At 42.0% G+C, this 2,260-nt stretch carries 1 protein-coding gene; it reads left to right on the plus strand.

Annotation, left to right across the window (positions count from 1 at the left end; all coding sequences use genetic code 11):
- Nucleotides 1-2,260 (plus strand): DEAD/DEAH box helicase family protein (locus ACYPWY_RS16065; RefSeq protein WP_459686555.1); only part of this gene is annotated, 2,260 nt, incomplete at both ends.

Consider the following 2,260-nt stretch of genomic DNA (forward strand, 5'->3'; position numbering starts at 1 on the left):
CCAATATCGAATGTATAGACATCCGCCGTTATGCACCGGAGCAACGTTTCGATGTGATTATCGGCAATCCGCCCTTTAATTTGGACTGGAACGGAAAACTGTCGCAATATTATTACTGCAACAAAGCATACGAATACCTTAACCCGGCAGGATTATTGCTGATAATCGTTCCCTGTTCGTTTTTGCAAAGCGATTTCTGGAACAAAAGTCAAGTCAGCGGAATGAACAGTGATTTTTCCTTTATCGGACAAACCAAACTTCCTGCCAATGCCTTTGTTTCGGTCGGTGTAGAACACTTTGAAACCAAGATTATGGCTTTTATGCGGGAATCCTCCAACATGGAGATGCAGCCGTACAGCGCCGAAACCTTTTTGACACCGGAAGAATTGAAACAAAAACTGACAGCCGTTAAAGAGTCAAAAAAGGAACAACGGCTTCAATTACATCAAGAATCCAACAAGAATTTGTCGGCGGAATCCAGGGAATTTGACTATCGCATCAAAAAGTATTTATATGAACTGAAAAGCCATAAGCATTTACATGACCATTACAATCAAGCAATCGCCTTAGTGACCAAATACCGCAATCAAAAACCGCCTGCCGATTGTTCGGATGCTGAATATAAAGAATGGGAACAGCGTAAATTGACACCGGCAAAAGTGCTTGCCATCATCAAGCGTTACATCAAAAACCAAAACATTGTACCAAGAAAAGAAACAGCCCTGGTAAAAACACAATACGGTTTCAAACTGAAAAACTACAATTCCCATTTCGGGGGTATAGACAAGGGTTATGTTTCCTTGGTTGATTTGGTTGCTTTCAACAGCAGCCTGCCTCAAGCCAAAAAGATGACCGGAAAGCTAAAAGCACAATACGCTACTGCCGAAAAGATAATCGCCAAGAAAAAGAAAGAATACCAACGGCAAAGCGGTCGATTTGTGGATATGCAGCCTCATCCTCAATTGAAAGCATACATCGACACCTTAACCTTTCTCAATAAAGATTTGGAAACCTGTGAATTTACGAACCTGCAAAAGCACGATATGGGCTTACTGTATCAAAAACGTTACAGTCTGTTGAATTGGCAGCAAGGATCAGGCAAAACAGCAGTAGCGTACCATTTTGGAAAATATATCTTACTACAAAAGGCTGTGAAAAACGTGATTGTGCTTGCTCCTGCCAATGCGGTAAATTTAACATGGGAGCCGTTTATGCAGCGACACCACGAAAAATACCGGATACTTTCCAAACCGCAAGATTTCCGGAACATTTCGGAAGGCGAATTTTTGATTGTTTCCATTTCGATGCTCGGAAAAGTGGAACGCGAATTAAGACGGTTCATCAAACTGAAATCGAGAAAACTCTGCCTCCTGTTTGATGAATCGGATGAAATCACCAGCTCTACTGCCGGGCGAACGAAACAGACATTGAAATGTTTCCGGCGATTGGACTACAAAATGTTGACAACCGGAACAACCACCCGCAACAACATCGGGGAACTGTACCCACAGTTGGAATTGCTGTATAACAATTCAGTCAATATGCTTTGTACGTGTCGGGATTTCTATTATGAAAACAAAGACCGTGCAATTGAATGGAAGGACAACGATTATTACGGGAAACCTTTCCCGCCACGTTATGGGTCCACTTTGTTCAAAGGATGTTTCTGTCCCGGCAAAGCATCGGTTTTCGGCATTGAAAAGCAAAATCAGGATATTTATCAAAAAGATGAATTGTTCCATCTGATTGGTAAAACGATCATCACACGGAAGTTCAAGGAATTTGCAGGCGATAAATATTCGGTACAAACCCATCCGGTTACGCCAAGCGAAGGAGAACGGGAAGTTTATCGTATTATTATGGAAGAATTTTACCGGATATGCCACCTGTATTTTGAAAGTACCGGTGACAGCCGCAAAGATTCTTCCCTGCAATTGATACGCCAAATCAACCTGCTGATTAAAGCCTGCTCTGTTCCCAATGATATGACCGGCTATTCAGGGGAACGTTATCCGCAAAAAGCAAAAGAAATTGTGAGATTAATCCGGGATATTCCCGGAAAAGTTGCCGTTGGATGTACCACACTGGATGCTTTGAATATGTATCAAGAATACATGACGGCACAATTTCCCGACAGGGAACTCTTTATTATCCAAGGCGATGTTGCCTTTAAGAAACGTCAAAAAATTCTTGACCGCTTTGAGGCAACTACCAATGGAATTTTGATTGCTACCCAGCAAAGTCTAAAAAGTTCGGTCAA

The organism is Viscerimonas tarda, from assembly GCF_054601255.1.